The organism is Zhihengliuella sp., from assembly GCF_031178195.1.
Taxonomy (GTDB): Bacteria; Actinomycetota; Actinomycetes; order Actinomycetales; family Micrococcaceae; genus Zhihengliuella.
The window spans coordinates 107,529-127,472 of record NZ_JAPSJL010000006.1; the positions used below are offsets into that span (position 1 = coordinate 107,529).

The following is a 19,944-nucleotide window of genomic DNA, read 5'->3' on the forward strand; positions in this document are numbered from 1 at the left end:
CGAGTGCCGTCTGCCTCCCGAGCTTAGTAGGCCGCGGCGTTTCCCGCGCCCCCGCCCGGCCCCGACCGCTCATCGCAGATTCTGCGCCTCCCATCCCCAGAACCGTGACGGCCGACACGTGAGACCGGAGCCCCTGTGTAACCTGTGACACAGACGACCCGCCACTGAACGGAAAGGATCCGTCGTGACCGAAGCGACTTCCGCACTGGACAACCTGCTGCACGAGGAGCGCGCCTTCCCGCCCAGTTCCGACTTCGCCGCCCATGCCGTGGCGGACGCCTCGCTCTACGAGCGTGCGGCCGCCGACCGTCTGGGCTACTGGGCCGATCGGGCCCGCGAGACGCTGACCTGGGACACCGACTTCACCGAGACCCTCGACTGGTCCGGCGCGCCGGTGGCGAAGTGGTTCGTGGGCGGCAAGGTCAACGCGGCCTACAACGCGCTGGACCGCCACGTGGAGGCCGGCCTCGGCGACCGCGTCGCCATCTACTTCGAGGGCGCCGACGGCGAGTCCCGCACCTACACGTACGCGCAGCTGACCGAGGAGGTGAAACGCGCCGCCAACGCGTTCTCCTCACTCGGCGTGGCCAAGGGCGACCGGGTGGCCGTCTACCTGCCGATGATCCCCGAGGCCGTCATCACCATGCTCGCCTGCGCCCGGCTCGGCGCGGTGCACTCCGTGGTCTTCGGCGGCTTCTCGGCCGATGCGCTGCGCTCGCGCATCGACGACGCCGAGGCGAAGCTGGTCGTCACGGCCGACGGCACGTGGCGCCGCGGCAAGCCGAGCAGCCTGAAGCCGGCCGTCGACCAGGCGCTGTCCGCGCCGGGCCACACGGTCGAGAACGTGCTCGTGGTCCGTCGCAACGGCGAGCCCGTCGAATGGAACGACGGACTCGACCAGTGGTGGCACGACGTCGTGCCCGCCGCGAGCGCCGAGCACACCGCCGAGGGCCACGACTCGGAGCACCCGCTCTTCATCCTCTACACCTCCGGCACCACGGGGAAGCCCAAGGGCATCCTCCACACCACCGGCGGCTACCTGGTCCAGTCCGCGGCGACCCACCGGGACACCTTCGATCTCCACCCCGAGACCGACGTCTACTGGTGCACCGCGGACATCGGCTGGGTCACCGGCCACTCGTACGTCGCGTACGCCCCGCTGATCAACGGCGCCACGCAGGTCATGTTCGAGGGGACGCCGGACACCCCGCACCAGGGCATCTGGTGGGAGATCGTCGAGAAGTACAAGGTCTCGCTCCTCTACACGGCACCGACGGCCATCCGGACCTGCATGAAGTGGGGCCGCGAGATCCCGGACGGCTACGACCTCTCGAGCCTCCGGGTGCTCGGCAGCGTCGGCGAGCCCATCAACCCCGAGGCCTGGATGTGGTACCGCGACGTCATCGGGTCCAATGCCGGGAGGAACGGCGAGAAGAAGGAGCACCCCGCACCGATCGTCGACACCTGGTGGCAGACCGAGACGGGCGCCCACATGATCACGCCCCTGCCCGGTGTCACGGCCGCCAAGCCGGGCTCGGCCCAGGTCGCGGTCCCCGGCATCACGGTCGACGTCGTGGACGAGACCGGCGAGTCCGTCGCGAACGGCGAGGGCGGCTACCTGGTGGTCCGCGACCCGTGGCCCTCGATGCTCCGCGGCATCTGGGGCGACCCGCAGCGCTTCGCGGACACTTACTGGTCCCGCTTCGAGGGCATGTACTTCGCCGGCGACGGAGCCAAGCGCGACGAGGACGGCGACCTCTGGCTGCTGGGCCGCGTCGACGACGTCATGAACGTCTCCGGCCACCGGCTCTCCACCACGGAGATCGAGTCCGCGCTCGTCTCGCACGAGAAGGTCGCCGAGGCCGCCGTCGTGGGCGCCTCCGACCCGACCACGGGAGAGGCCGTCGTCGCCTTCGTCATCCTGCGCGGGAACGCCACCGAGGGGGACGACATCGTCACCGAGCTGCGCAACCACGTGGGCAGTCAGATCGGCCCGATCGCCAAGCCGCGGCACGTCCTGGTGGTCCCGGAGCTGCCCAAGACCCGCTCCGGGAAGATCATGCGCCGGCTGCTCAAGGACGTCGCCGAGGGCCGCGAGGTCGGGGATGCGACGACGCTCTCGGATCCCGCGGTGATGACCAAGATCGCCGAGGACATGCGCAGGTAGCCCTGCCAGCAGTCCCGTCAGCAGCGCTGCTGCGCCCGACGACGGCGGGTCCCGCTCCGGGAGGGGTGGGACCCGCCGTCGTGCCGGTGCCCTGCGGCCCCTCCGCCGGCGTCCCGAGATGTGACGCGCAGCGGTGTGCCGCGGTTCCCGGTGTGCTTATATGGGCGCATGAGCGCTCCCAAGATCCTGATCCTCAACGGCCCGAACCTGAACCTGCTCGGGACGCGGGAGCCGACGGTCTACGGGCAGCAGACGCTGCAGGACGTCGAGTCGCTCTGCCGCGAGGAGGCCGCCCGCCACGGGCTGGACGTCGAGTTCGTGCAGTCCAACCACGAGGGCGACCTGATCGACGCCCTGCACCGGGCCCGGCTCGAGGCGGCCGGCGTCGTCTTCAACCCGGGCGCCTACACCCACACGTCGATCGCGCTCGCGGACGCGGTCTCCGGCATCGAGCTGCCGGTCGTCGAGGTCCACATCTCCAACGTGCACGCCCGCGAGGCGTTCCGCCACCACTCCTTCATCTCCCCCGTCGCCGCGGCGGTCTTCATCGGCGCGGGGGTCAACGGCTACCGGCTGGGCATCGCCCAGCTCGCCCACCTCTTCGAGGCCGCCGGCGCCGCGGGCAGGCCCGCCGGGGCCGACGAGCGAGACGCCTGACCATGTTCTTCGGAACCGACGCCGCGGACCCGGGCACGGAGCGCGCCAACACGGCGCGACGCTTCACGGAGTACGCGCGCGTATGGTTCCCCGCGCACTCCCCGCTGTACGCCGAGTGGGCCGAGGGCGTCGCCTCCGACGACGGGCTGCTGGACCTGATCCGTCGGCTGCCGCCGGACAAGCAGCAGCCCAACCTCGTCTTCGCGGCCGCACGCTTTCTCGGCTGCCCCGACGATTCCTTCCCCGTCCTCGCCGAGTTCCTGCGCGGCCGCTGGGACGAGGTCGCCGCCGAGCTCGCCGTCCGCCGAACCCAGACCAACGAACCGGCCCGCTGCGCCACGCTCCTGCCCGTCCTGTCGCGGATCCAGCGCGAGACCGGGAAGCCGCTCGCGCTCGTGGAACTCGGACCCTCCGCCGGCCTGTGCCTCCTGCCCGACCGCTACGCCTATCAGTACGACCACGGTGCGGTCCTGGGCGCCGAGAACCTCGCCTCCGGGGCCCCGCTGCTCGCGTGCTCGACCGCCGGCGACCCGCCGCTGCCGGACCGGCTGCCCGAGATCGCCTCCCGCCAAGGAGTGGACCTCAACCCGCTCGACGGCGCCGACCCGGAGACCGCGCGCTGGCTGAAGTGCCTGGTCTGGCCGGGGCAGACGGACCGGCTCGCGCGCCTGACCGCGGCCCTGGGGGTCCTGACCGGGCACCAGCGATCCGCCGGGATGGCCCCCGGCGGGCCCGTCCGGCTGCACCGCGGCGACCTCCTCGAGCGGGTCGAGCCCCTGGTGCGGGCCGTCCCGGACGAGCACACCGCCGTCGTCCTCCACTCGGCCGTCATCTCCTATCTGCCCCCGGAGGTCCGCGAGCGGTTCACGGAGCTGGTGCGCACGCTGGACTGCCGGTGGATCTCCAACGAGGGCTTCTTCATGGATCCGAGCGGATCCGTCCCGCGCGAGCGCGCGGGCATGTTCACGCTCGCGCTCGACGGCGTGCCCCTGGCCTACACGGGACAGCACGGCGCCGAACTCCACTGGGTGCCCGGGGGCCACTGGCCCGAGGACGGCCAGCAGATCTAGATCCAGCCGTTCTCCCAGGCCAGACGCGCCGCCTCGTGCCGGGTGTCGACGCCGAGCTTGGCGAGGATGGAGGACACGTAGTTCCGGACGGTGCCCTCCGCCAGATGCAGCTCCCGGGCGATGGCCGCGATGCGCGCACCCTCCCGCCCGACGCGCAGCACGTCGAGCTCGCGGTCGCTGAGCGGGCATTTCTCTCCGCTGAGCGCGCTGGCCGCGATCTCCGGGTCCACGTACCGCTTCCCCGCCGCGAGGTCGCGGATGACCCGCGCGAGCTCCTCGGCCGGCATGGACTTGGGTGCGAACCCGTTGACGCCCTCGTGCAGCGCGCGACGGAGCACGCCCGGACGGGCGTGCCGGGTGACGATCAGGGTCCGCGCGGGGACGCGCCGGCGGATGGCGGCCGCCGCGACGATCCCGTCGCTCGGCGGCATCTCCAGGTCCAGCACGCAGACGTCGGGCCGGTGCTCGACGGCGAGTTCGACGGCGGCCTGCGCGTCCCCGGTGCTGGCCACCACCTCGAGATCGTCCTCGAGCCCGAGGAGCGCCACGAGGGCCCCGCGGATCAGGTCCTCGTCGTCGGCGACGAGCACGCGGATCATGCCTGCACCCCGCGCGCAGGCTCGCTCGGTGCGCCCGCCGCGACGGTGGCCTCCGGACCCGGAACCGGGGTGACCGGAACCGTGGCGCGCACCACGAACTCCCCGTCACGGAGGCCGGCCTCGAAGCGGCCGCCTGCCTGCTCGATCCGGTCCCGCAGGCCCAGCAGGCCGGACGGGCCCACCCCCGCCGGTGCCTCCCCGCCGGGAGCCGTCGCGGGGGCGACGCCGTCGTTCCGGACCGTCAGCGTCACCGCCTGGGGTCCCTCCTCGAGCCTCAGCTCGGCACGCGTCGCCTGGGCGTGGCGGAGGATGTTCGTCGACGCCTCACGGATCACCCAGCCGAGCGCCTCCCGCGGCGTGCCGGCCAGCTCACGGCCCCACCCCTGCACCCGGCAGTCGATCCCGGCGGCCCGCAGGACGTCGGCCGCGTTCTCCAGCTCCGTGGCGAAACCGACCCTGCGCAGGCCGCTGACCACGGCGCGGGTCTCCCCCATGGCCTCGGCCGCCGCGAGGCGCACCTTCCCGATCTGCTCGAGCGCCCCGGCCGGGTCGCGTTCGACGAGCCGCTCGGCCAGTTCGGCCTGCAGCGCGATGACCTGCAGGTGATGCCCCTGGATGTCGTGGAGGTCCGCGGCGATGCGCAGCCGCTCGCGGGCCACGGCCAGCTCGCGTTCGGCAGCGCGGCCCCGTTGGAGGCGGACGATGGCGTCCCACCACCACACGGACCCCAGCACGATCGGCGGGATCAGTGCGCCGTAGACCAGCACCACGACCGGTCCCGCACCGCCGCCGGAGTCGTCCCCGGTCATCCAGGGGGCGTCCGGGTGCAGGATCCGGAAGACGACGGCGATGGCCGCCACGAGCGCCGTGCCGGCCCAGAACAGCCGCCAACGGGCGGGCCGGGCCACCAGGCAGGCGATGTGGGACACCGCCAGCCACAGGGGCAGCAGCGGGGCCAGCCCGGCCTCCGGGGTGGCCCAGCTGCTCAGAGCCAGCAGGAGCGGGGCGAGGCCGACCGTGCCGGCCACCCGCCAGGCGGCAGGGCCCTCGTCCGGCCACCCGTTGCGGAACTGGAGCGAAGTCAGGACCGCGGCGAGGGCGGACGCGCTCAACAGCGCCAGCTGGACCATGCCGAAGACCCGCGCGGCGGTGCCGCCGCCGAGTGCCTCGTTGCCGCGGACCAGCTCGCCGAACGCCATCGTGTACATCACGGCGTAGAGGAAGACCAGGGAAGCCCACGTCCACCACCAGAAGGCGTTCATGGCACGGTGCGAGTTCCGCTCGTGGACGGTACGGGGCAGGCTCATGGCACCAGCGTAGGACAGTGACATTTGTCAGATGCGCCGCGTGTGGGAATGCACGGGATCGCCGGCCGCCATGGCACTGGGCGGGCCCCGCCGCCGCTGGTGGACTGGTGGTCGAACGCAGAAGCGCACCGGTGGCACGGCGGCACCCGCCGCGCACCGTACGGCTCCACCCGACCCGAGGAGAACACCATGGACGTCATCAACTGGCTGCAGGACCTGGCCACCCCGCTCCCCGCCCTGCTGCAGGCGCTCGTCATCGCCCTCGCCGGGGCGATCCCGTTCGTGGAGTCCTACTTCGGGTCCGTGATCGGCGTTGTGGTCGGGCTGCCCGTGTGGGCCGCGGTGCTGGCCGCCGTCGTGGGGAACTGGCTCTGCATGTTCCTGCTGGTCACCCTGGGCGCGGGCATCCAGCGTCGCCTGGCCGAGCGGTCCCGCCGCGAGCCGTCGCGGGGTCAGCAGCGCTTCCTCCGGATGTTCAACCGCTTCGGCGTTCCGGGTGTGAGCCTGCTCGGGCAGTGGGTGCTGCCCAGCCAGATCACCTCGATGCTCATGGTCGGCATCGGTGCTTCCAAGGACCAGGTGATCCTCTGGCAGAGCATCTCGATCGTCCTCTGGGGCGCCGCGTTCGGAACGCTGGCGGTGCTCGGCCTGACGGCCCTCACCTCGATCTGACGGGCCGCGCCCTCCCGGCAGCGCCGAGCCTCCTCGAGGTAAGGCCGCCCGGAGCGGCACGCGGCGGCGCAGGCGGCTCGGCCTGTTCGGGCGGCTCAGGCGGCCTTGCAGGCCCCGCTGGAGACGCGGTCGCCGTAGTCGTCGGCGGCCGCGACGACCGGCTGCACCTCCTCGAGCGCGAGCGCGTAACCGACGTCGTCGGCCCCGACGGCCTTCGCGAAGACGACGCCGACCAGGCGCCCCTGGTCGTCGACGAGCGGCCCGCCGGAGTTCCCCTGCTCGATCGCCGCGCCGAGCTGGTAGATGCTCAGCGGGGCGGGCTCGCCGCCGTAGATGTCCTGGACCGCCACGGAGCGCAGCGACTGGACGGTGGCGCTCAGCGCACGGAACGGTCCGCCGGCCGGGTGGCCCATGAAGACGGCCGGGTCGCCGGTCGCCAGATCCTCGCCGACGGGGATCGGCTGCAGGTCCAGCCCGTCGACGTCGAGGACCGCGAGGTCGCGATCGGGGTCGAAGTGCGTCACGGTCGCCGGCAGCGCCCGCCCATCGCGGGTGGTGACCACGGGCTCGGTCACGCCGGCCACCACGTGGGCGTTGGTCAGGATACGGTCCTCGGCGATGGCGAAGCCGCTGCCGGTCTGGTTCACACCGCACTCGAACGCCGTGCCGGAGACCCGGACGACGGCGTCGGACGCCGCCTCGATGCCCGGCCCGGCCGGAGGCTCCTCCGCATCCGGGGCGGGCGCCACGTCGGTGGGCGCGAACGGCTCGATCAGCTCCGGGAGCGTCTCGTCCATGACGATCGACCGGGCGTTCGCGAGGCCCTCCTCGATCGGTTCGGGGGTGTAGTGCCGGATGGTGCCGATGACCTTGGAGTTGGCGAGCGCCTGGGAGACCGTCGGGATGCCCATGGCGGCGGCGGAGAAGGACAGGGCGTAGATCACCAGCGCGGCCACCACGGTATTGGCCACGGCCCCGATCAGGCGGTCGAAGGACTTCAGCGCGGGCAGGTTCAGCCAGAGGCGGATTCGCGCGCCGATCGCCGTACCGATAGCTTGACCGATGATGATCAACACGACGACGACCGCGACCATCCAGAACAGCCGCCACCCGGCGGCGGGGACCCAGTCGGAGACGATCGGCACGGCGTAGAACGCCGCGACGGCACCGGCGATCAGCCCGACGATGCGCCCCAGGGTCACGAAGAAGCCCTGGCGCCACCCGGACACGAGGAAGCCCACGAGGATGATCGCGAGAATGACGTCGAGCCAGCTGAATCCCAATAGCATTGCCAGTGATTCTACGTCGACCGGCCGTGCCCGCCACGGGTGCGCCTCGACGGTGAAAACCTAAGTCATCCCTGTGGAAGGTGTCACAGGGGCGACCGGTACGGCAGAATGAAGCAGAGCGCTATCAAACTTGGACAGGAGAATTCATGGATATCGAGGTACTTCGCCGCGCACCGCTCTTCCAGACGCTGGGCGATGACGTCTTCGCCGCACTGACGGAGGAGCTGACCGAGGTCGACCTCTCGCGCGGCGCTTCTGTCTTCCGCGAGGGCGACCAGGGCGACCAGCTCTACTTCATCGTCTCGGGCAAGATCAAGCTGGGCCGCACGGCTCCGGACGGCCGCGAGAACCTGCTCGCCGTCCTGGGTCCGGGCGAGCTGTTCGGCGAGATGGCGCTCTTCGACCCGAGCCCGCGCAACGCCACCGCCACCGCGGTGTCCGAGACGCGCCTGGCCGGTCTGCGGCACGAGAACCTGCGCAAGGTCATCGAGACCTCGCCCGAGGTCTCCGTGCAGCTGCTCCAGGCCCTGGCCCGTCGCCTGCGCCGCACCAACGAGTCCCTGGCGGACCTGGTCTTCTCGGACGTCCCCGGCCGCGTGGCCAAGGCGCTCCTGGATCTGGCCGACCGCTTCGGCCGCCCGGCGACGGACGGCATCCTGGTAGCCCACGAGCTCACCCAGGAGGAGCTGGCCCAGCTGGTCGGCGCCTCGCGCGAGACCGTCAACAAGGCGCTGGCCGAGTTCGTCCAGCGCGGCTGGCTGCGCCTCGAGGCGCGCGCCGTCGTGATCCTCGACATCCAGCGCCTCCGCCAGCGCTCCCGCTAGAACGCGGCACCGGCCCCGCGCCGGAGTCCCGCGCAGTACGACGTCGGCCGCCCCACCATCCGTGGTGGGGCGGCCGACGTCGTACTCGGGGAGATCCACCGGGGGAGCCCCCGGTCCGGCCTACCGCGAGCGGAAGCAGGTCCCGCCCTCGCTGGCCCCCGAGACGTGCACCTCGAGGCAGAAGCCGCCGTCGACCTCGCGCAGCTGCGGGTGGTAGGTCTTCGGCTCGCGCGGGTGCGCCAGGTAGGCGACCGTGCCGCGCGTGGTGGCGATCTTCTCGAGGATCGCCTCGACGGCGGGGACGGTCAGCTCGCTGAAGGTGCGGCCGACGGTCTCGGGGTGCCCGATCCGGTCGCCCAGTGCCGTGCCGGCCCGCTCGTCGAGGACCTGCCGCGCCGGCAGCCACTCGGCCCAGGTCCCCTTGCCGTCGAGCAGGGCAGCCCGCTGCCGGACCGGCATCGCCGCGGCGAAGTACCAGGTGTCGAACCGGCGGAGGGCGAAGTCCGGGCTGATCCAGCGCGCCAGCGGCCGCAGCAGGTCGGTGCGCAGCCCGAGGCCGCGGCCGGCGAGCATCGCTGTGAAGGACAGGTCCTGCTCGGCCACCGCTCGGCGCTGCTCCATCCACTCGCCGGTGGAGCAGTCCTCCACGATGGACAGCGGATCCGAGCCGGCCAGGAGCACCCCGGTCTCCTCGAAGAGTTCCCGCGCCGCGCACACCACGCGACGGCGGGCGGCCACGTGGTCCAGCACGCTGAGCCGCTTGGCCCAGTCGCCGACGGACGGGCCGAACCACGGGATGTCGGCGTCGCCGTCGTGCCCCTCCTCGCTGCCGCCCGGGAAGGCGACGACGCCCAGCGGGGACGTGCCCCGGCGGTAGCCCAGGTAGGTCTCCACGCCCCGGTTGCCGTCGCGGATCAGCGCCACCGACGAGGCGAACCGCACGGCGCGCGGTGCCCGCTCGCCGTGCGCGACCCAGTTCTCGGCCGCCGGGACCTGCTCGGGCGGGAGCGCGAACCGCCGGCTGGGCAGTCCGGCCGGACCGCCCGGCACCGGCCGGAAGCAGCTAGGAGAATTCGACGATGAGTTCAAGTTCAACTGGCGAGTCCAGGGGGAGAACTGCCACACCGACGGCCGACCGGGCGTGGACGCCGGCGTCGCCGAGCACCTCGCCCAGGAGCTCGGACGCGCCGTTGATGACGCCGGGCTGGCCCGTGAAGGCCGGGTCCGAGGAGACGAACCCGACGAGCTTCACCACGCGGGTGATCCGGTCGAGGTCTCCAATGGCCGACTTCACGGCGGCCAGGGCATTCAGGACGCACGTGCCGGCGAGCTCCTTGGCCTGCTCCGGGGTGACGTTCGCCCCAACCTTTCCGGTGGCTGGGAGTTCGCCCTTAATGAAGGGCAGCTGGCCGGACGTGTACACGTACTGGCCGGTGGTGACGGCGGGCACATAGGCGGCCACCGGGGCGGCGACCTCGGGCAGCGTCAGGCCGAGCTCGGCGAGCTTCGACTCGACGGCGGACGTGGTGGTTTCAGACACGGTTTCTCCTAGTCTTCCCAGCTCAGAGGCTAGGACTTCGGACGCTTGAGGTAGGCGACATGCCCGGAGCCGTTGGGCGCCGGGGTGACGGTCACGAGCTCCCACCCCTCGGAGCCCCAGGTGTCCAGGACGTCCTTGGGCGTGTGGAGGGGCAGGGGCGTGATGGTGTATTCCCAAGTGGTCATAGGGGAAAGCGTAGTCGCTCCCGGTTAGACTGGAAGGCATGGCCGGTCGCAAATCCCCCGTATTCGATACCGCTACCACCCTGGGCAAAATCATCGCCTTCTTCGGTGTGAGCGCGATCTGCGGCGTGCTCGCGGCGGGACTCCTGGTTCCCATCGCGTCGCTCGCCGGCTCCAGCGCCAACGCCAGCATCGAGTTCTTCGAGGAACTCCCGGCGGAGCTGAAGAAGGAGCCGCTCTCGGTCCCCTCGCGCGTCCTCGCCAACGACGGCACCGAGCTCGCCTCGTTCTACGCGGAGAACCGCAAGCCGGTCTCGGCCGACCAGATCTCGCAGTCGATGAAGGACGCGATCATCGCCATCGAGGACTACCGGTTCTACGAGCACGGAGGCGTGGACCTGCGCGGCATGGCCCGCGCCGTCGTGTCCAACCTGACCTCCTCCAGCCAGCAGGGCGCCTCGACGCTGACCATGCAGTACGTCAACAACGTGCTCATCAACGCGGGCGTGCAGAACGGCGTGGACCGCGACGAGCTGACGATCTCCGGCACCAAGACCTACGGCGACAAGCTGCGGGAGGCCAAGCTGGCGATCGCCGTCGAGAAGGAGATGTCCAAGGAGGAGATCCTCGAGGGCTACCTCAACCTCGTCCTCTTCTCCGGCCGGACGTACGGCGTCGAGGCCGCCGCCCAGCGGTTCTTCTCGGTCTCCGCGGCGGATCTGTCCATCCCCCAGGCCGCGACGCTCGCCGGCATGGTGCAGATCCCCAACGTCTACAACCCGGTCAAGAACCCGGAGCTGACCGAGAAACGCCGCAACACGGTGCTCGGTGCCATGCTGCGCACCGGCAAGATCACGCAGGCGGAGTACGACGAGGCCGTCGCCACCCCGCTGGTCGACACACTCAATGCGAAGGCCTCCAACTCCGGCTGCATCGCCTCGCCATCCGCCCCGTACTTCTGCGACTACGTCCGTCACATCATCCTCGCCGATCCGGCCTACGGCGAAACGGTAGAGGACCGCGAGCGTCTGCTAAATCGCGGCGGACTGACCATCCAGACAACTCTGGATCTGGACGCTCAGGAAAAGGCGACGAAGGCCGCCCGCGAGACGATCCCCGCCGACGATGCATCCAATATGGGTACGGCACTCGTGTCCGTGGAGCCCGGCACGGGCAAGGTCCTCGCCATGGCGCAGAACAAGACGTACGGGCCGCAGGAAGGTTCCGAGTACACCACATACAACTTCTCCGTCGATCGCGCACACGGAGGCACCCAGAACGGGTTCCAGGGCGGATCGACCATGAAGCCCTTCACCGCCATCGCCTGGCTCCAGTCCGGCCGGAACATGTGGGACCGGATCGATGCACGTCGCGATTCCTATCCGGCCAGCTATAAATGGAAAGCATCCTGCCTTTCGCGGGGCTACGCAGTCGCAGAAGGCGGATGGAAAGTCAACAACGCCTCGCAGGGATTCAAGCGCCGGATGACGGTCGACGACGGCCTCTACTGGTCCGTCAACACCGCCACGGCAGCGGAGGCCGCCAAGGTCGACCTGTGCGACATCTCCGAGGCAGCAGCGGCGGTCGGCATCGTGGACCAGACGAATCGCGACAAGGAGACCGGCCAGGCGCAGCCGATCAACCCGGCGAATCCCTCGTTCATCATTGGCTCGGCCGGCGTGACGCCGCTGTCCATGGCGGCCGGCTTCGCGGCCTTCGCCAACAACGGTGAGTACTGTGCACCTCGCGCGCTGGTCAGCGTGACCGACGCCGACGGGAACTCCTACCCGGTGCCCGCGCAGGACTGCGAGCAGGCGCTCGATCCCAAGATCATCCGCAACCTCAACGGGACGTTGTCAAAGATTGCTGACCGTCGCGTCGACCGCGAAGACAAAATCACGAAACCCATTGCGGGCAAGACCGGCACGAACGACAACGCCTCCTCCACCTGGTTCGTCGGCTACACGACCGGCATCGCCACGGCCTCGTGGGTCGGACGGTACACCGATAGTTCGGCGATCGACGGCGAAGTCATCAACGGCAAGCGCTACGACTTCCTCGACCCGAACCGCCCGTACGACTCCTCGACGCTGGCATCGCCGATGTGGTTGGAGTACATGCACCAGGTCGTTCCGAACTATCCCGCCGAATCGTTCGGACGGCCGGAGTCGAAGCCGTCATCCAAGGACGACGACGACTCCGACCGCGACTCGAACAGCAACTCGAGGGATGACTCCGAGGACGACTCCGAGCAGTCCTCGCAGGAGTCGAATGAGTCCGGCGACTCGAACGAAGAGTCGGACGACGCCACCGAGAAATCCGGCGACTCCGAGGAGAGCTCGGCCCGCGGCAACGGCCGTGGGAACGGCGGAGGCAATGGCAACGGCAACGGCAACGGCAACGGAGGGAACGGCTAGGCATGCGTGAGGCGCTCGCACGGCAGTTGCAGCGGACCGCACTCGTCGCCGGCGCCACCGCCGCAGCGGGCGGTGCGGCCCTGGCGTACGGCCTGTGGGAGCGCCAGCAGTTCATGGTCCGGCACGAGACCGTCCCGGTCCTGCCGCCCGGCTCGTCCCCGCTGAAGGTGCTGCACCTCTCGGACATCCACATGCTGCCCGGGCAGCGGCTGAAGCAGGACTGGCTGCGCGCCCTGGCCCGCTGGGAGCCTCATCTGGTGGTCAACACGGGCGACAACCTCGGCCACCGCAAGGCCGTCGACCCACTCCTGCACGCCCTCGAGCCGCTGATGGAGTTCCCGGGCGTCTACGTCCCGGGTTCGAACTGCTACTTCGCGCCGAAGATGAAGAACCCGCTGGGCTACCTCACGGCCGCGGCCCGTCCGAGCTCCAGCGGCGGGCGTCATCCGGCCACGCAGGAGCTCGACTGGCGGCGCATGCACGCGGCCTTCGGCGCCGCAGGCTGGGTCAACCTCTCCAACCGCCACCAGTCCATGCCGATGGGTCGGCTCCGGCTGGACTTCACCGGCGTCGACGACCCGCACCTGGAGTACGACGTCTTCGCCGGCTGGCCGAACGGGTCGGCCAGCGCCGGCACCGCGCCGCACGTGCGGATCGCCCTGGCCCATGCCCCCTACCAGCGTGTCCTGGACCAGTTCACGGACGCCGGGGCGGACATCATCTTCGCCGGCCACACGCACGGCGGCCAGGTCTGCCTCCCCGGGTACGGTGCCCTGGTGAGCAACTGCGATCTGCCGACGTGGCGGGCCAGCGGGCTCACGATGTGGGAGCACGGCGGCCGCGAGGTGCCGCTGGAGGTCTCCGCCGGGATCGGCACGTCCCGCTTCGCCCCGTTCCGCATCGCGTGCCGTCCCGAGGCCGTGCTCCTGAGCCTCACCGCGCGGGAGCACTAGACCCGAGCCGGCCGGGACGCCGGGCTGCCACCGGATCTGAAACACGTAGTGCACACTGCCGGCGACGTGGCAGACTAGTTGAGGGCTCCCAACCACTGTTCTCCCCGTCGGCGGGGCCCTGCTCCCCCGATCCTGCGATCCAATCGAGGCCTCCCCAGTGGTGCAGCACCAGCACAGCGGTCACGGCACGTCGGCGCACCAGCCGACGCTCCTGCAGACGTACGGCCGGCTCGTCCCGCATCTGAAGCCCATCCTGCCGCGGCTGATCCTCGGCCTGCTCGCGGCCCTGGGCGCCGGTCTCGTCGCGCTCACCATCCCGCAGGTCCTGCGGGTCCTGGTCAACGCGATCATCGCGGACGAGGGCACCTCCCGCGCGGTCTGGCTCGGCGTGGGCGTCGTCGCCCTCCTCGGTCTCGCCGAGGCCGGCCTGATCCTAGCCCGGCGCATCTTCGTCATCTCCCCCACCGCCGGCATCGAGACCGGCCTGCGCGTCAACCTCTTCCGGCACCTGCAGAGCCTCCAGATCGCCTTCCACGACCGCTGGGGCTCCGGCCAGCTGCTCTCGCGCTCCATGGGAGACCTCTCGCTGCTGCGGCGCTGGCTCGCGTTCGGCTCGATCATGCTGGTCGTGTCCTCGGTAACGGTGCTGGTCGGCCTGGTGTTCATGTTCGCCTCCAGCTGGCTCCTGGGCCTCATCTACCTCGCCGGTGCCATCCCCATCACCCTCAACGCGTTCCGCTTCCGCAGCGTCTTCCACGCCGCCAGTCGCCTCAGCCAGGACCGCGCCGGCGACCTCGCCACCACCGTGGAGGAGTCGATCCACGGCATCCGCGTCATCAAGGCGTTCGGCCGCGGCCGGGAGGCCCTGGACGGATTCCGCGAGCAGGCGCAGAAGCTCCGCGAGACGGAGATCAGCAAGGCCAAGTCGCTCGCCGGGTTCCTCATGCTCGTGGTCGCGGTCCCCGAGATCACCCTCGGCCTCGGCCTGACCGTCGGCCTCTGGCTCACGGCCACGGAACGCCTGAGCGTCGGCGAGCTCGTCGCGTTCTTCGCCACGGCGGCCGTCCTCGCCGTCCACGTCGAGGGCATCGGCATGCTGCTGGGCATGACTCTGACCACCAAGACGGCGCTGGACCGCCACTACGAGGTCATCGACACCCCGGTCACCATCACCTCGCCCGCCGACCCCGAGCAGCCCGTGGACCCACGCGGCCACCTGGAGCTCCGGGGCGTCCGCTTCGCCTACCCGGACACGCCGCCGGGGACGCGACCGGTGATCGACGGCGTGGATCTGGAGGTCCGCCCCGGCGAGACGATGGCCCTCGTCGGCGCCACCGGATCCGGCAAGTCCACGCTCCTCGCCCTGATCCCGCGCCTCTACGAGGCGACGGAGGGCGCCGTCGTCCTGGACGGCGTGGACGTCCGCCGGTACGACGTCGGGGCCCTGCGCACCGCCGTCGCCGTCGCGTTCGAGGACACGATCCTGTTCTCGCTCTCCGTCCGCGAGAACGTCCTGCTCGGCGCGCGGCCGCGGCCCGGTCAGAGCCCGGACGAACTGCTCGCCGAGGCGCTCGACGTGGCGCAGGCGCAGTTCGTCCACGACCTGCCCGACGGCGTCGAGACCGTGATCGGCGAGGAGGGGCTCTCGCTCTCCGGCGGCCAGCGGCAGCGGCTCTCGCTCGCCCGGGCCATCGCCGCCAGCCCGCGGCTCCTGGTCCTCGACGATCCGCTGTCCGCCCTGGACGTCCGCACGGAGGAGGCGGTGACCGCCCGGCTGCGGCGCGTCCTGCGCGGGACCAGCACGCTGATCGTGGCGCACCACCCGTCCACCGTGATGCTCGCCGACCGGGTGGCGGTGCTGCGCGATGGGCGGATCGAGGACGTCGGCACGCACGCCGAACTGCTCGCCCGCAGCGGGCACTACCGGCACATCATCACGAGCCTGGACGAGCCTCCGACCGTGGAGGACGTCCTGGCGCACGAGCCGGACGACGACGCGTCCGCGTCGGCGTCCACGACCGAGGGAGGGCGGGCATGAGCCAGCTCGGCGGCGTCGCCCACGACGACCACATCCGCTTGTCCGCCGAGGACCGGCGCCACGTCCGGCGTCGTTCCTGGCGGCTCCTGACGTCGCTGGCCGGGCCACTGAAGCTCAAGCTGGCGCTGACCGCCGTGCTGGTCATCGTCTCCAACGCGGCCCGGGCCTCGTTCCCGTTGCTGATCGCGTGGGCCATCGACTGGGCGCTGCCGCGCGTGCGCGACGGCGAGTGGTCCGCCCTCGCGCTCTCCGGCGGGCTCTACGTCCTCGCCGCGGTGACGGCCGGCGGGCTGCTGGGCTGGTACACGCTGTGCACGGCGCAGGTCAGCCAGGCGATGCTGCTGGACCTGCGGCTCCGGGTCTTCCGGCACACCCAGCGGCTCAGTCTCGAATTCCACGAGACGTACACCTCCGGGCGCGTCATCTCCCGGCAGACCTCCGACCTCGAGACCCTCCGCGAGCTGCTGGACCAGGGCGTCTCGCAGCTGGTCTCCAGCTCGGTGTTCATCGTCTTCACCGCCGCCAGCGTCTTCCTCCTCGACTGGCGCTCCGGTCTGGTGGTGCTCGGCGCCGCCGTGCCGATCTGGCTCATCTTCCGCTGGTACCAGACCCGCTCGGAGACGGTCTACCGCGAGTCGCGGGTGGTCTCGGCGCGGGTCATCACCTCGTTCGTGGAGACGATGACCGGCATCCGGGCCGTCAAGGCGTTCCGCCGCGAGGCCGCCGGGGACGCCGCCTACACGGCGCTCGCGAACGAGTACAAGGACAACACCCTCCGCACGATCTCGCTCTTCGGCGTCCTGCAGCCGACGCTCCTGCTGATCGGCAATCTCACCGTCGCGGCGGTCCTGCTGACCGGCGGCTTCCGGGTCCTCGGCGGCACCCTCGCCGTGGGCACGCTGGTGGCCCTGCTGCTCGCCTCGAAGCGGGTCTTCCAGCCGGTGGAGCAGATCGCCATGTTCTACAACTCGCTGCAGGCGGCGACCGCCGCGCTCGAGAAGGTCTCCGGCCTCCTCGAGGAGGAGCCGTCCGTCGTCGAGCCGACCGACCCGGTGCCGCTGCCGCAGGCCGAGGGACGGATCGAGTTCCGGGACGCGGTCTTCGGGTACGGCTCCGGGCCGGTGGTGATGGACCGGTTCGACCTGACGATCGAGCCGGGGCAGACGGTCGCCGTCGTGGGGCAGACCGGTGCGGGCAAGTCCACCCTCGCCAAGCTCATCGCCCGGTTCTACGACCTCAGCGCCGGATCGCTGACGCTCGACGGCGTGGAGATCAAGGACCTGGCGGGCGAGGATCTGCGCCGCGCCGTCGTCATGGTGACGCAGGAGGCGTTCCTGTTCTCCGGCTCCGTGGCGGACAACATCGCCCTCGGCCGGCCCGGGGCGAGCCGCGAGGAGGTGGTGCTCGCCGCCCGGTCGGTCGGCGCGCACGAGTTCATCGAGTCGCTGCCGGAGGGGTACGACACGGACGTGAACAAGCGCGGCGGGCGCGTCTCGGCCGGCCAACGCCAGCTGATCTCCTTCGCCCGCGCGTTCCTGGCGGACCCGAGGGTGCTGATCCTCGACGAGGCCACGAGCTCGCTGGACCTGCCGAGCGAGCGGCTGGTCCAGGAGGCGCTGAACCGCCTGCTCGGCGAGCGCACGGCGTTGATCATCGCGCACCGGCTCTCCACCGTGGAGATCGCGGACCGGGTGCTGGTGGTCCACGACGGCCGGATCGTCGAGGACGGCAGTCCGGACGAGCTCATCGAGTCCGGCGGGCGCTTCGCGGCCCTGCACCGGGCCTGGCGGGACAGCCTGGTCTGACGGGGCGCTCTGTTCCGACGGGGCGCTCTGGTCCGACGGGCTCGGCGACCGTCCGCGTCAGGCCCGAAGCGTCAGCCGGCCGGGTCAGGCCGTGAAGACGCTGCCTGTCAGGCGCTCGTAGGCCTCGATGTAGCGGGCGCGGGTCTTCTCGACGATGTCGGCGGGGAGTTCCGGCGGCTCCTGCCCGCTGTGGCGGTCCCAGCCCGACTCAGCGCTGGTCAGCCAGTCCCGGACGAACTGCTTGTCGAACGAGGGCTGCGAGCGCCCCGGCTCGTACGTCTCCGCGTCCCAGAAGCGGGAGGAGTCGGGCGTGAGGACCTCGTCCCCGAGCGTGATCCGGCCCGTGACCGGGTCCATCCCGAACTCGACCTTGGTGTCGGCGAGGACGATGCCGCGATCGCGGGCGATGCGCTCCGCCGTCGTGTAGACGTCGAGCGTGAGGCGGCGCAGCTCGGCCGCGACGTCGGCGCCGACGCGCTCGACGGTCTGCTCGTAGGTGATGTTCTCGTCGTGCTCGCCGACCTCCGCCTTGGCGCTCGGCGTGAAGATCGCCGGCTCGAGCCTCGAGCCGTCCACCAGTCCCTCGGGGAGCGGGAGCGAGCAGACGGTGCGGGACTGCCGGTACTCGGCGAGCCCGGAGCCGGTGAGGTAGCCGCGGGCGATGCACTCGATCGGGTACATGTCCAGCTTGCGGCAGACCATGGCCCGGCCGGCGACCTCGGCCGGGACGTCGGTGGAGACCACGTGGTTGGGGACCTCCAGCTGTTCGAACCACCACAGGCTCAGCTGGGTCAGGACCTTGCCCTTGTCCGGGATCTCGGAGGCGAGGACGAAGTCGTAGGCGCTGATCCGGTCGCTGGCGACCACCAGCACCCGGTCGGTGATCGAGGCGTCGGCGGGCACGTACAGGTCCCGCACCTTCCCGGAGTAGACGTGCGTCCAGCCGTCCAGGGCCGGGGCATCGGCGGCGAAACCGGCCATCAGCGCACCTCCGTCTCGTTCTCGGCGGACGCGTCGGCCGAACCGCCCTGCGAGGCGCCCAGCGGCGCCGCCGCCGGACGGCCCGCGTCGGCGGCGTGCCGGCCGCGGGACGGATCCGGCACCGCGATGCCGCCCTCGGCGGCCTTCTGGGCGATGTCGCGCCGGTACTGGGCGCCGTCCCACGAGATCCGCGCGACGCCGTCGTACGCCGTGGCGCGCGCGGCGCGGAGATCGGGGCCGAGCCCGACGACGGCGAGCACCCGGCCGCCCGCCGTGACGATCCGTCCGTCCGCGTCCGCGGCGGTGCCGGCGTGCAGGACCGAGACGCCGTCGAGCGCGGCGGCCTCGTCCAGGCCGGAGACGACGTCGCCCTTGCGCGGCGCGTCCGGGTAGCCGGCGGAGGCCAGCACGACGCCGACCGCGGTCTCCGGACGCCAGGCGAGCTGGTCGGCGTCGTCGAGTCCGCCGGTCGCCGCGGCGAGCAGGAGCCGGCCCAGCGGGGTCTTCAGGCGGGCGAGGACCGGCTGCGTCTCCGGATCCCCGAACCGGGCGTTGAACTCGATGACGCGGACGCCGCGGCGGGTCAGCGCGAGCCCGCAGTACAGCACGCCGACGAACGGGGTGCCACGGTGGGCCATCTCGCGGATGGTCGGCAGTGCGACGCGCTCCACCACCTCGTCGACGAAGCCCTCGGGGAGCCACTCGAGCGGCGTGTAGGCGCCCATGCCGCCGGTGTTGGGGCCCTCGTCGCCGTCGAAGATGCGCTTGAAGTCCTGGGCGGGCGCCAGCGGGACGGCGTGCGTGCCGTCGGAGATGACGAAGAGCGAGACCTCGGGCCCGTCGAGGAACTCCTCGACGACGACGGTGCCGCCGGCCGCGAAGCAGGCCTCCGCATGGGCGAGCGCCTCGGCACGGTCCTCGGTGACGACGACGCCCTTGCCGGCCGCGAGCCCGTCGTCCTTGACGACGTAGGGGGCGCCGAACGAGTCGAGTGCGTCGGCGGCCTCGGCGGTGTCCGCGGCGACGCGGGCCATGGCCGTCGGCACGCCCGCCTCGGCCATGACCTCCTTGGCGAACGCCTTGGACGCCTCTAGCTGCGCCGCGGCCCGGGACGGGCCGAAGACGGGGAAGCCGGCCTCGCGGAGCGCATCGGAGACGCCGGCGGCCAGCGGGGCCTCGGGGCCGACGACGACCAGGCCGGCCTCCAACCCTCGGGCCAGCTCGACGACGGCGCCGGGGTCCTGCGCGTCGACGGCGTGGACGGGGACGTCCTGCGCGATTCCGGCGTTCCCCGGGGCTGCGTGCACCTCGGTGACGTACGGATCCGCCTGCAGGGAACGGACAATGGCGTGCTCGCGGCCGCCGGGGCCAATCACAAGAACCTTCACGCTGGCCAAGCCTACCGGGCGCCGACGGCGGGGCGGCAGCCCGTTCCGCACGCAT

At 71.4% G+C, this 19,944-nt stretch carries 17 protein-coding genes; 9 read left to right on the plus strand and 8 right to left on the minus strand.

The window, feature by feature from the left end:
• The first annotated feature begins 184 nt into the window (after positions 1-184).
• The 3 genes from acs to RIN46_RS10150 all read left to right on the plus strand — a co-directional run bounded on the left by acs (position 185) and on the right by RIN46_RS10150 (position 3,894).
• On the plus strand, positions 185-2,167 hold the full coding sequence (gene acs / locus RIN46_RS10140) for an acetate--CoA ligase (protein ID WP_309080988.1): 1,983 nt from the start codon (positions 185-187) through the stop codon (positions 2,165-2,167).
• A gap of 168 nt (positions 2,168-2,335) precedes the next feature.
• Positions 2,336-2,824, plus strand: a complete 489-nt coding sequence (gene aroQ, locus RIN46_RS10145) for a type II 3-dehydroquinate dehydratase (RefSeq protein ID WP_309080987.1) — start codon at positions 2,336-2,338, stop codon at positions 2,822-2,824.
• A 2-nt stretch (positions 2,825-2,826) separates the two neighbouring features.
• Positions 2,827-3,894: a DUF2332 domain-containing protein gene (locus tag RIN46_RS10150; protein WP_309080986.1), complete on the plus strand. Its 1,068-nt coding sequence runs from the start codon at positions 2,827-2,829 to the stop codon at positions 3,892-3,894.
• Here the strand turns inward: RIN46_RS10150 and RIN46_RS10155 are convergent.
• Together RIN46_RS10155 and RIN46_RS10160 are read right to left on the minus strand one after the other, a co-directional pair.
• Positions 3,891-4,493, minus strand: coding sequence for a response regulator transcription factor (locus RIN46_RS10155; protein WP_309080985.1), 603 nt, complete (start codon positions 4,491-4,493; stop codon positions 3,891-3,893). The two genes, RIN46_RS10150 and RIN46_RS10155, sit on opposite strands and share 4 nt — an antisense overlap.
• Positions 4,490-5,800 carry a histidine kinase gene (locus RIN46_RS10160; protein ID WP_309080984.1) on the minus strand — a complete coding sequence of 437 codons (1,311 nt, stop codon included), beginning with the start codon at positions 5,798-5,800 and terminating at the stop codon, positions 4,490-4,492. Before RIN46_RS10160 ends, RIN46_RS10155 begins: the two co-directional genes overlap by 4 nt.
• A 189-nt stretch (positions 5,801-5,989) precedes the next feature.
• Between RIN46_RS10160 and RIN46_RS10165 the strand changes: the two genes are divergently transcribed.
• Complete coding sequence (locus RIN46_RS10165) at positions 5,990-6,472, plus strand: hypothetical protein (protein ID WP_309080983.1); 483 nt, start codon at positions 5,990-5,992, stop codon at positions 6,470-6,472.
• Positions 6,473-6,567: 95 nt separating this feature from the next.
• Here RIN46_RS10165 and RIN46_RS10170 read toward each other — a convergent pair whose 3' ends face one another.
• Positions 6,568-7,761 (minus strand): MarP family serine protease, encoded by a 1,194-nt coding sequence (locus tag RIN46_RS10170; protein ID WP_309080982.1) that lies wholly within the window; start codon positions 7,759-7,761, stop codon positions 6,568-6,570.
• A gap of 146 nt (positions 7,762-7,907) precedes the next feature.
• On the opposite strand from RIN46_RS10170, the gene RIN46_RS10175 reads away from it, so the two are divergent.
• On the plus strand, positions 7,908-8,585 hold the full coding sequence (locus tag RIN46_RS10175; protein ID WP_309080981.1) for a Crp/Fnr family transcriptional regulator: 678 nt from the start codon (positions 7,908-7,910) through the stop codon (positions 8,583-8,585).
• Positions 8,586-8,705: 120 nt separating this feature from the next.
• Here RIN46_RS10175 and RIN46_RS10180 read toward each other — a convergent pair whose 3' ends face one another.
• Genes RIN46_RS10180 through RIN46_RS10190 form a run of 3 tightly spaced genes read right to left on the minus strand, consistent with a single transcriptional unit; the run spans position 8,706 to position 10,310 of the window.
• The gene (locus RIN46_RS10180) at positions 8,706-9,674 is read right to left on the minus strand and encodes an NUDIX hydrolase (protein WP_375164262.1); all 969 of its coding nucleotides are present in this window, start codon (positions 9,672-9,674) and stop codon (positions 8,706-8,708) included.
• On the minus strand, positions 9,649-10,125 hold the full coding sequence (locus tag RIN46_RS10185; protein ID WP_309080979.1) for a RidA family protein: 477 nt from the start codon (positions 10,123-10,125) through the stop codon (positions 9,649-9,651). Before RIN46_RS10185 ends, RIN46_RS10180 begins: the two co-directional genes overlap by 26 nt.
• A 29-nt stretch (positions 10,126-10,154) precedes the next feature.
• Positions 10,155-10,310, minus strand: coding sequence for a hypothetical protein (locus RIN46_RS10190; RefSeq protein ID WP_309080978.1), 156 nt, complete (start codon positions 10,308-10,310; stop codon positions 10,155-10,157).
• 38 nt (positions 10,311-10,348) lie between these two features.
• Between RIN46_RS10190 and RIN46_RS10195 the strand changes: the two genes are divergently transcribed.
• The 4 genes from RIN46_RS10195 (at position 10,349) to RIN46_RS10210 (ending at position 17,520) form a co-directional block, all read left to right on the plus strand.
• A complete protein-coding gene (locus RIN46_RS10195; protein WP_309080977.1) occupies positions 10,349-12,724 on the plus strand; it encodes a transglycosylase domain-containing protein in 2,376 nt (791 codons plus the stop codon).
• Positions 12,725-12,726: 2 nt separating this feature from the next.
• On the plus strand, positions 12,727-13,677 hold the full coding sequence (locus tag RIN46_RS10200) for a metallophosphoesterase (RefSeq protein WP_309080976.1): 951 nt from the start codon (positions 12,727-12,729) through the stop codon (positions 13,675-13,677).
• Positions 13,678-13,834: 157 nt separating this feature from the next.
• Positions 13,835-15,715, plus strand: coding sequence for an ABC transporter ATP-binding protein (locus RIN46_RS10205; protein ID WP_309080975.1), 1,881 nt, complete (start codon positions 13,835-13,837; stop codon positions 15,713-15,715).
• The gene (locus RIN46_RS10210; RefSeq protein WP_309080974.1) at positions 15,712-17,520 is read left to right on the plus strand and encodes an ABC transporter ATP-binding protein; all 1,809 of its coding nucleotides are present in this window, start codon (positions 15,712-15,714) and stop codon (positions 17,518-17,520) included. The genes RIN46_RS10205 and RIN46_RS10210 overlap by 4 nt, the downstream gene beginning before the upstream one ends.
• A gap of 84 nt (positions 17,521-17,604) precedes the next feature.
• Here the strand turns inward: RIN46_RS10210 and RIN46_RS10215 are convergent, their stop codons facing one another.
• Both RIN46_RS10215 and purD read right to left on the minus strand, forming a co-directional pair.
• Entirely contained in the window at positions 17,605-18,501 is an 897-nt protein-coding gene (locus RIN46_RS10215) for a phosphoribosylaminoimidazolesuccinocarboxamide synthase (protein ID WP_309080973.1), read from the minus strand.
• Complete coding sequence (purD, locus tag RIN46_RS10220) at positions 18,501-19,889, minus strand: phosphoribosylamine--glycine ligase (RefSeq protein ID WP_309080972.1); 1,389 nt, start codon at positions 19,887-19,889, stop codon at positions 18,501-18,503. The genes RIN46_RS10215 and purD overlap by 1 nt, the downstream gene beginning before the upstream one ends.
• Positions 19,890-19,944: the final 55 nt, after the last annotated feature.

What these genes read in the sequence shown, in the direction of transcription:
- RIN46_RS10150 (WP_309080986.1), top strand. Translation starts at nt 2,827, where the DNA reads ATGTTCTTCGGAACCGACGCCGCGGACCCGGGCACGGAGCGCGCCAAC.
- RIN46_RS10215 (WP_309080973.1), bottom strand. Translation starts at nt 18,501, where the DNA reads ATGGCCGGTTTCGCCGCCGATGCCCCGGCCCTGGACGGCTGGACGCAC.
- RIN46_RS10160 (WP_309080984.1), bottom strand. Translation starts at nt 5,800, where the DNA reads ATGAGCCTGCCCCGTACCGTCCACGAGCGGAACTCGCACCGTGCCATG.
- RIN46_RS10155 (WP_309080985.1), bottom strand. Translation starts at nt 4,493, where the DNA reads ATGATCCGCGTGCTCGTCGCCGACGACGAGGACCTGATCCGCGGGGCC.
- RIN46_RS10170 (WP_309080982.1), bottom strand. Translation starts at nt 7,761, where the DNA reads ATGCTATTGGGATTCAGCTGGCTCGACGTCATTCTCGCGATCATCCTC.
- RIN46_RS10165 (WP_309080983.1), top strand. Translation starts at nt 5,990, where the DNA reads ATGGACGTCATCAACTGGCTGCAGGACCTGGCCACCCCGCTCCCCGCC.
- RIN46_RS10175 (WP_309080981.1), top strand. Translation starts at nt 7,908, where the DNA reads ATGGATATCGAGGTACTTCGCCGCGCACCGCTCTTCCAGACGCTGGGC.
- RIN46_RS10200 (WP_309080976.1), top strand. Translation starts at nt 12,727, where the DNA reads ATGCGTGAGGCGCTCGCACGGCAGTTGCAGCGGACCGCACTCGTCGCC.
- aroQ (WP_309080987.1), top strand. Translation starts at nt 2,336, where the DNA reads ATGAGCGCTCCCAAGATCCTGATCCTCAACGGCCCGAACCTGAACCTG.
- RIN46_RS10195 (WP_309080977.1), top strand. Translation starts at nt 10,349, where the DNA reads ATGGCCGGTCGCAAATCCCCCGTATTCGATACCGCTACCACCCTGGGC.
- RIN46_RS10190 (WP_309080978.1), bottom strand. Translation starts at nt 10,310, where the DNA reads ATGACCACTTGGGAATACACCATCACGCCCCTGCCCCTCCACACGCCC.
- RIN46_RS10210 (WP_309080974.1), top strand. Translation starts at nt 15,712, where the DNA reads ATGAGCCAGCTCGGCGGCGTCGCCCACGACGACCACATCCGCTTGTCC.